Below are 8,574 nucleotides of genomic sequence, written 5' to 3' on the forward strand. Positions count from 1 at the left end.
CGCAGAGTCCTCTGGGGAGAACTCTACGGTGGGGATATAGCACTACCGCAGGTAGCGAGGTGACTTGTCGAGACTAGAGGGAAAAGGCTCGACGAAGCTCTTCGACGTAGTCGAGCTTCTCCCAGGTGAAGAGCTCGACCTCCAGCTCTATACAGCCCCGCCCCCCAAGGGCGAAGGACTTCTTGGTAGTACGAGGTGTGCGACCGAAGTGTCCATAGCTGGCTGTCTCCTGATAGATCGGGGCTCGGAGCTTGAGACGCTGCTCGATCATGTAGGGACGTAGGTCGAAGACCTTCCTCACGACCTCGGCTATCTCCTCATCGGAGAGGGCGACATGTGCTGTACCCTTGGTCTCTACGAGGATGCTGATAGGCTCTGCGACACCGATAGCGTAGGCCAGCTGTACGAGCACTTCGTCTGCTAGCCCTGCAGCTACGAGGTTCTTAGCGATATGCCGAGCTGCATAGGCCGCTGATCGGTCTACCTTAGAAGGATCCTTGCCTGAGAAGGCACCACCACCATGAGCAGCCTTCCCCCCATAGGTATCTACGATGATCTTACGACCCGTGAGCCCGGTATCGCCATGCGGACCACCGATGACGAACTTACCTGTGGGATTGACTAGGAGCTTAATATCTCCACTAAAGAGTCCCTGCATATCCTCTGGGTATCGTGCGAAGACACGGGGGAGTAGGATCGTACGTAGATCCTCTGTGATACGCTCTTGCATAGCTCGGTCTGCCTGCTCCTGAGCCTTGTCGGAGGCGTCGCTTGGGCTGATAAAGTCATCGTGCTGCGTGCTGATGACGATCGTAGTGACACGCAGGGGCTTACCCTCGTGGCTGTACTCGACAGTGACCTGACTCTTAGCATCGGGACGTAGGTAGGGCATCAGGTGTAGCTCCTCCTTACGGATATAAGCTAGCTCCCCAAGCAGGGCGTGAGAGAGATCTATGGGTAGAGGCATCAGGGATGGGGTCTCACGGCAGGCATAGCCAAACATGATCCCTTGGTCACCCGCCCCCTGTTCCTCGGGTGCGGTGCGCTCTACACCACGATTGATGTCTGCACTCTGTCCGTGGATGGCAGAGAGTACCCCGCAGCTATCGGCATCGAAGCAGTAGGAGCTCTTGTTGTAGCCTATCTTGCGGATGACTCCACGTGCGATGTCCTGTAGCTCTACATAGGCATCGCTCTTGACTTCGCCAGCTAGGATGACTTGTCCCGTAGTGACTAGGGTCTCACAGGCCACCTTGGACTGAGGGTCAAGTGCCATGAAGTGGTCAAGGATAGCATCCGATATCTGATCGGCTACCTTGTCTGGGTGTCCCTCTGAGACGGACTCAGAGGTAAAGAGATAACTCATATATCTATTCTTACTATAACTAGGTTAGTTGATCTCCCCTAACATGAAAAGCCTCGACTGCTTATGGTTAGCAACCGAGGCGGACTAATGCTGTAGTGCTCGACCCATGTCCGTAAAGGAGCCTTGGGGAGCTCGTCACAGTAGGGGAGTGACGGGTTTAGCATTTTTTCGCGTGGTTGCAAGCATCTCAAATCTATCCACGTAGAGGTATTATTTACGGCTACAAAGATACGAAAGTTTACTCGTATACCAAGCTGAGGACTCTGTACCTTCAGGACTGGCGCATGATCTCTCTCGCATACTCCAGCCTTTGGATCTTCGGGGTATCGTTGCATATCCTAGAGACCCTTAGCCCATCCCTAGAGATCCTAGGCATTATCCCCCAGAAACAGACATGCAAGCAAGCCCTACAGAGGACATACTTAGAGCGAGGTAGTGTACACGCGTGTATACAGTAGTGTACACGTGGGTATACAGTTGTGTACACACGTGTATACTCATCCCTCCTAGGTAGGAGGTATTCGCGTGGCATATCTATACTAGGACATAGATACTTCTATCTTCAGCGTATGCTCCCCCACGACCTTGCCCTCGCACTATAGTGATTTCATGCGTCAGCCCTGCCAGTAGCTAAGCTATAAGGGTGTGTTAAAGGCAAGTAAGGTCACGCAAAGGATCATCCTTCTACATCTAGGATATATGGGCTCCCAGCTAAGTCGCTATCTTATCGTGATAGAGCAGTCGTGTCTAGTTTAGTAGCTGAGGCATCTCTAGCACAGAGGGCTGAATGGATTACCTTCATTCAGCCCTCTGCGCTAGTATGTGAGATGTGGGGCGAAATCCTTCAGAGCCTTGGGGGGATGCCCCCTTCCCAATGCCTAGATGTGGGAGTTAGCTACTCCAGTTCAATAGGATTGTAGGGGATTTGCCATTTCATTGCTTCCACTTCGGTCAAGAAGTCACCTTGTCTATTCCGCGGATATACCTTTTGACCGTTGCTTTTAAAGGTCTGCATTGGATGCTTGTGTAGTCGCTGGCAATAGTCCCGGAATTGTGGACGACTAACCTCCTTCACAAGGCGAATCTTCCACTCTACGATATCAGCGCTCCTCTTCTGTAGGGCATCGAGCGTGAAGTAGTGCTCTCCATCCGTACTGCGTAGCTCGAGGATCAGCCCCGGTAGCCCACCGAAGAGGTTCGGTCCCGCAGATATCGGGATACTAGGAGTAAACCAAGCCTCATAGCTACGCCCTCGGAAGAGGCAGGTCGCTAGCTGGGTCTCATAGCCTGATATGGTCTTCTTTTGTCCCGTGATGGACCATGTAAAGGTTGGTGTATCCATATATCTTAGGATAGGCCCTGCTAGAGGTGTTCTGTACCATACCTGAGTACGGCCACTCGTAAGATCTCGATAGTACCAGAATGGAGACAGACCCCCATCTGGTATTCTCAACGGGGCGGATTTATTGGCTGCATGGGTAAGAGCTGAGTCAGCCAGCCACAGTCGGTAGCTGTAGGACTTGACGATGGACGTCCCTAGCTCTAGTCGGATGATGTCTTCGTTGAAGTCTTTACCCTGAGGGGTAGGCTTGTACTTGTAGATATAGTCCACGAAGTACTCCGACTTCCCTAGGTTCTTCCCAGCCTGCAGTATGATCGGTATTGCAGGCTGCTGCGCCTGTAAGTTGAAGAGCCCGATGTTCCCAGCAACTAACAGGAGGGATAATAGTACTCGCGTGATATACCGACGCTCAGCAAGAGGATAGCCCTCTGCGATTCTCACGAGTAGCATGTCAATGGATACTTGTCGTTTCATAGTGCCTTTATCCTTAGGGTGAGGGAGCTTATGCGTAAGCCCCTCAGTTACTCTAATTCTATAGGATTATAGTAGAAGGTAGATACTCCATGGAATCTAGCCCGAGGGAAAGATGCCTTAAGTGTTCGTGCGAGATCGGCATGCATACGCTTACACAGTTCCCGGACTTTGCGCCTCTCCGTTCTTTTGTACTCCTCTTTATACTTAACGATGGGCAGTACTTTTTGAGGGCGTGAGATGCCCGTAGCCTCAAAGACATACTCCCTCTCGGTGTCATAAGCCTCCAAGATAAGCCCTGGTGCACCACCCAATAGCCACGGGCCATTAGAGATGGGAATAGCTGTAGCTACCCAGGCTGTATAGCTACGACCTCTGAAGGTTGTGGTTGCCTTCTGACAGGAATAGCCAAGTATCTCCTTATGTTCGCTGGTCAGTATCCAAGATTGGGGGTGTAGCTCATCTTGATAGATGAAGGTATTTACGGCTGAGTAGACGAACAGCCTAACAGTAAGTTCACTATAGGGCTTAGTACCGTTTAGATACTTGTAGACCTCTATACCTGCTAATCCTCGAGCATCTATACCACATCCTACCCCTCGGTTGTGTATTTCTATGATTTCCTTCTCGTCGTCAAGAACTGAAGAGTGCCCGAATTTCGACATCTTTCGCCCGATGAGCAGGTACATATCATTAGTAACCTTTTCTCCATTCTTGGGATCTAGGATGCAGGTGGTTTTGTAGTCGATGCGATAGCTTGCTGTATCTAGGACAGTGTACTCCCTAACGTCAAAAGGGAATATATTGCCGATAGGGCTCTGCGCCATGGACGTGAGGCAGAGGCTAAGCAAGGACAGATAGAATAATACTGGCTTCATCTGAGATAATCTTAGAGGGTTACTCCACCTCCAGCCAGAGCCAGAGAAAAGAGAAGTCTCGGTTCTTGTTATCCCCAACGTTCACTCTCTCCTTGAGCGCTTGCTCACAAAAGAGGATAGGTTGCTTATGCATGCGTTGGATGATTGTTCGTAGCTTTTCGCGAGTACTCTTGATATGTGGGTAGGTCCAGAAACGAATGGGCTGGGATTGGTTATTCTTGATGTCAATACAGGTGAAGACAAAGTACTTGTCCGTATCCTCCACGGCAAGAATCAGCCCAGGTAGACCACAGAACTTCCACGGCCCATCGGAGATAGGAATGCTCGGGGCAAACCAAGCGATATACTTCCGACCACGGAACACACCTTGTGCCTTCTGACACTTATATCCTAGTATCTCCTTGCTCTCAGATTGGATCTGCCACTTAAAGTTTGGCAATACCTCTGTATATTGACCATAGCCTGCACTAAGAAATAGACGATAGGAGGTTGTCAGTTCTCCTGCTCTGGGGTAGCCCTTAAAGACGTCCTCTGGGAACGTAATATCATAGAACCCTTCGACCGATTGAGCCCCTTTCCTCAGTTCTTCATCAGCTACCTCTCGTGCCTTCAGGATGTCTTGACTATAAGTAGCTGAGACATTTTTGCCAATAAGCAGAGTCAGCACATCCTCGTAGGCAACGAAGCTATATTTGGGATTAGGGTTGAGCTTGGCATTGATCTGATAGGTGATCTCATACCTAGCCGTGTCTACCACCTGGTACTTGTCCGATGGACCGTATGCTGTGGGGAATATGTACATCTGTGCGGATAGGGATAGCCCTTGCACAGATAAGCATAGCATTAGGGTTCTTATGAGTTTCATTGCTCTTGATGTTAATAGGGTGGTTACTTAGGATTATGTGGAAAGGTAAATATGGTCTTTTGCATCTATCCGTAATGGATTCGTCACGTTAGTCATGCCGTATATTGCAGCATAAGACCCGAGAGAAAGAAGATTTATTCTAGCTCAATAGGATTGTAGGGGAAAGAAACGGTATCTTCATCTCCATCTCGAAACATCACCATCCCGTTGGTAACTATGCGCATGTATGTTTTGGGTTTCTTGTGCATTCTCTCTACATACTTGCGTATATCCTTTCGATTATTCTCTTGATACTTCCAGTCCCATAGATGTATACCTTCTTTGACCGATCTGATACCTATAGCTCTGAAGATGTAATCTTGCTTTGCATCCTCTATTTTTAGGATTAATCCTGGAAGCCCTCCAAACTTCCACGGTCCGACTGGGAGTGGAACATTCATTGTAAAGAGTGCTCTATAGTCTCGCCCCCTGAAACTCATTCGTGCTTCTGTGCAAGGGTAGGTGAGTACAGTAGAGTCTCTAGCGGATGTGACCCAGTTAAACTTCGGAGTAGGTTCCTTATATTTCAGTGGTGGGCCAGGCTCAAAACTACGATAGACTGCTGTAATTTGTCCCGTCTTCAAGTCGCAATAGGTATCCTCAGGAAAGGTGAGGAAATATACGCTCGGAGCATCTTGGTTAAGATTAAACAAGCTATCTGTCTGTATCCTCATTCGTTTTAATCTGGGGTTATAGGTCTGGGTATACTTTTTCCCAATGAGTAGGCTGACTGTGTCTGTTATTATTCGTTTCCCCCAGCGCATTTGGACTTGGTATAGTACCTCATATGAAGCTGTATCCAAAACTTTTGAAGCCGATAAGGGCTGGTAGCAGGTCGCCCACTGTGCAGAGAGTTTTCCGATGCATAGTAGCAGGACAGACATTACAATCGCGATTCTTTTGATGGTCATAATAGTATCGATTTTTTAGTGAGAGAGATCAGACCGAGGTGTTGTTAGTAAAGCATAGTGCTCCTATATATTCTACTCCAGTTCTATCGGATTATATGGAACCGATATTACAGAGGCATTTGAGCCGACAACCTGAGGCCTAAAGCCCAAGATCATCTCATAAGCCTGAAGCAGATCTTTATGAATACGGCCTAAAGTCTCATTCACCTGCCTTCTTGATGTGGTTATATATCGACCTTTGATGGACTTGATCATTGTTGAGGACTTTGGCTTATTCTCAATGAGTGTTGCCTCAAACTCATATTCATGTTTTGAGTCCCATGCCTTAAGGATTAGCCCTGGTAAGCCTCTTAATTTCCATGGACCAGAAGAGACTGGTATCTCTGTCGTAAACCATGCCGTATATCTTCTCCCTAAGTATTGTGTTACGGCTTTCTGGCATGTATAGCCTAAAATGTTTTGAGTTTCGATCCCTATTTCCCATTTAGGCTGAGTTGCCGTCTCTATGTAGGACAATACAGATGGAGCTATCCCCTTGATAAATGCTTGTCTCCTCCCTGATGTGCGATCAAGGATAAAAACAGAAGCAGCTAGTCCATCTCCAGATATATTAAATCCACTCCCCTTAGGTGCCGAGTATGTGTTATCATACCCCTCGACATTAAGTCTAAATTGCTCATAGTGGTTACCAAGAAGTAGCTCTAGCTCTTGTGTGTTTTTATTATTAGCCCTTGTTATATCTGATACATATGTCAGCCTGTAGCCAACTCGAAAGACTACTGTATCCAATATGTTTTCAAAGGCATATGGAGCGATTGATAAGGGAGACTGCGCATGCGCTACACTAAAGAAAAGATATATAGCAAGCATGCAAGTTGTAAAGTTGACACCTTTCATATTATGAAACAGGTAAAGTAGGCTCTGCAAAGAGATTGTTATCGGACTTCAAGAGCTTGCTTTGATTCTTGCGATAGAGGGGTTAAGGATATGTTACTATTGTACTCCATATCCGAGTCGTTGTCTCCAGTTCTGGAGCATCCTACTCTAGATCCTAGGCGATAGTTAGCTGTCATATTGAACGTAAAGCTTCGGCTAGGGCAGTTAAACTCCTCTACATACGAGATAACCTCCTTAATAAAGGGGACATTCATAAGGGGCTCACCACCGTAGAAGCTAATGCATACATTCTGGCTATGTGATACATTGAACTCAGACCTCCACAGACTACCGAGGTAGTCCAGAAGAACTTTTGCCCGCTGAGGTGAAAGCCGAGTAGACTTGCGCTCATCGTAGTCAGAGTAGGACTTCCCATACCCAAAGTACTCGCACCTGAGGTTACAGGCATCTGTAATCTCGAATGTCAGCTGTGGACTATTGGATAGGCACCGCTTGACATCTTCTGATGTGATACCCATTGTTGTATGCGATTAAGTTGATTATACATAGAGGATACTTGACTGAGCCGATTTTACCAGTACTCCATATACTGTTGCCTCTCGTTGTTGTTGCGACTACAGATGGACCTCATTATTCCACCTCCAGCCATAGCCATTCAAAAGAGAAGTCTCGATTTTTATTCGTATTTCCTATATAGATTGGCGCCCCCGTTGCTTGCTCACAGAAGACGATAGGTTGCTTATGCATACGTAGAATAATGCGTCGCAGCTTATCACGTGTCGTCTCGATATGTGGGTAGGTCCAGTAGCGAATAGGAGTAGACTTCTTATTCTCTATCGCGGTACAGGTAAAGACAAACTCTTCCTTTGTATCTTGGACGGCTAGTATTAGCCCAGGAAGCCCACAGAATTTCCACGGCCCATCAGATCGCGGTATATCCAAACTAAACCAAGCAATATACTCACGGCCTCGAAACTTACCCTTAGCTTTCTGGCACTTATATCCAAGGATATTTTTCGTCTCGGGTAGGATTTCCCACCCGAAGTTGGGCTTAGGCTCGGTATATCGGCCATAACCTGCTCCTGCGAAAAGACGGTACGATGCCGTTAACTCCATTGAGTTAGGATACCCCTTGAAGATATCTTCAGGGAAGGTTATTCCGTCGCAGTTAGTGATGAGCTCGGCCCCTCGCTTTCTCTCTTCATCTGCTATCTCTCGGAGTCTTAGAATATCCTTGCTGTAGGTGGCGGATATCCGCTTACCGATAAGCAAAGTCTGCACATCCGTATATCCCAGATGACGATACTTGGGGTCGGTGTATAGTTTGGCTACAATTTTGTAGCTAACCTCATACATCGCAGTATCAACGACCTTGCACTTAGCTATTGCTCCATAGCGGCTAGGAAAGATCGGCGCCCCTGCTGACAGGGTCATTACTTGCACGAGCAAGTAGAGAGCTAGAACCATTCGTCTCATAATCCTATACTATTTAGTATTCCGAGCCCTCACTTTGTCGGAGGGCTACGATCGATATCTATCGGTTTGATTGCGTTGGGCTATTCGGATTAGAAGGTTAGAACAGCTTGAGTCGAGCCTTGAGCATGATGGCCGAGGGACGGATGTCATAGTAGCTGTATGAGGCAGTGAGGTCGCTGATCGAGGCTGTGCTGTAGAGACGAGCGGCTAGGATGTTCGTCCAGTCGAGGGATAGACGCACCTTCTTCCATGTATAGGATAGTCCGAGGTCAGCGAGCGTGAAGTGTCTCCCCTTGGTCACAGCATCGTTGTAGTAGTGTTCGGCAGTG

Annotated in this window: 8 protein-coding genes; all 8 read right to left on the bottom strand. The window is 47.9% G+C overall.

The annotated features are described in order from the left end of the window. Nucleotides 1-73 precede the first annotated feature (73 nt). Nucleotides 74-1,366: a methionine adenosyltransferase gene (metK, locus tag QZ170_RS06415; RefSeq protein WP_297178835.1), complete on the bottom strand. Its 1,293-nt coding sequence runs from the start codon at nt 1,364-1,366 to the stop codon at nt 74-76. An 895-nt stretch (nt 1,367-2,261) separates the two neighbouring features. Further along, the gene (locus QZ170_RS06420; RefSeq protein WP_297178839.1) at nt 2,262-3,182 is read right to left on the bottom strand and encodes a GLPGLI family protein; all 921 of its coding nucleotides are present in this window, start codon (nt 3,180-3,182) and stop codon (nt 2,262-2,264) included. Nucleotides 3,183-3,229: 47 nt separating this feature from the next. Next, a complete protein-coding gene (locus QZ170_RS06425; RefSeq protein ID WP_297178842.1) occupies nt 3,230-4,057 on the bottom strand; it encodes a GLPGLI family protein in 828 nt (275 codons plus the stop codon). A 19-nt stretch (nt 4,058-4,076) separates the two neighbouring features. Continuing rightward, nucleotides 4,077-4,922, bottom strand: a complete 846-nt coding sequence (locus QZ170_RS06430; protein ID WP_297178844.1) for a GLPGLI family protein — start codon at nt 4,920-4,922, stop codon at nt 4,077-4,079. Between the two features lie 134 nt (nt 4,923-5,056). Continuing rightward, nucleotides 5,057-5,872 (bottom strand): GLPGLI family protein, encoded by an 816-nt coding sequence (locus tag QZ170_RS06435; protein WP_297178847.1) that lies wholly within the window; start codon nt 5,870-5,872, stop codon nt 5,057-5,059. A gap of 72 nt (nt 5,873-5,944) precedes the next feature. Further along, nucleotides 5,945-6,742 (bottom strand): GLPGLI family protein, encoded by a 798-nt coding sequence (locus QZ170_RS06440; protein ID WP_297178850.1) that lies wholly within the window; start codon nt 6,740-6,742, stop codon nt 5,945-5,947. Between the two features lie 657 nt (nt 6,743-7,399). Beyond that, a complete protein-coding gene (locus tag QZ170_RS06445) occupies nt 7,400-8,245 on the bottom strand; it encodes a GLPGLI family protein (RefSeq protein ID WP_297178854.1) in 846 nt (281 codons plus the stop codon). Between the two features lie 97 nt (nt 8,246-8,342). Further along, the coding region (locus QZ170_RS06450) for a hypothetical protein (protein ID WP_297178856.1) at nt 8,343-8,574 on the bottom strand (232 nt) is incomplete at its 5' end.

It is taken from the genome of uncultured Porphyromonas sp. (assembly GCF_905372525.1).
GTDB lineage: Bacteria > Bacteroidota > Bacteroidia > Bacteroidales > Porphyromonadaceae > Porphyromonas.

Coding starts and splice junctions, on each gene's coding strand:
- QZ170_RS06440 (WP_297178850.1), bottom strand. CDS start 6,742: ATGCTTGCTATATATCTTTTCTTTAGTGTAGCGCATGCGCAGTCTCCC.
- QZ170_RS06445 (WP_297178854.1), bottom strand. CDS start 8,245: ATGAGACGAATGGTTCTAGCTCTCTACTTGCTCGTGCAAGTAATGACC.
- metK (WP_297178835.1), bottom strand. CDS start 1,366: ATGAGTTATCTCTTTACCTCTGAGTCCGTCTCAGAGGGACACCCAGAC.
- QZ170_RS06420 (WP_297178839.1), bottom strand. CDS start 3,182: ATGAAACGACAAGTATCCATTGACATGCTACTCGTGAGAATCGCAGAG.
- QZ170_RS06430 (WP_297178844.1), bottom strand. CDS start 4,922: ATGAAACTCATAAGAACCCTAATGCTATGCTTATCTGTGCAAGGGCTA.
- QZ170_RS06435 (WP_297178847.1), bottom strand. CDS start 5,872: ATGACCATCAAAAGAATCGCGATTGTAATGTCTGTCCTGCTACTATGC.
- QZ170_RS06425 (WP_297178842.1), bottom strand. CDS start 4,057: ATGAAGCCAGTATTATTCTATCTGTCCTTGCTTAGCCTCTGCCTCACG.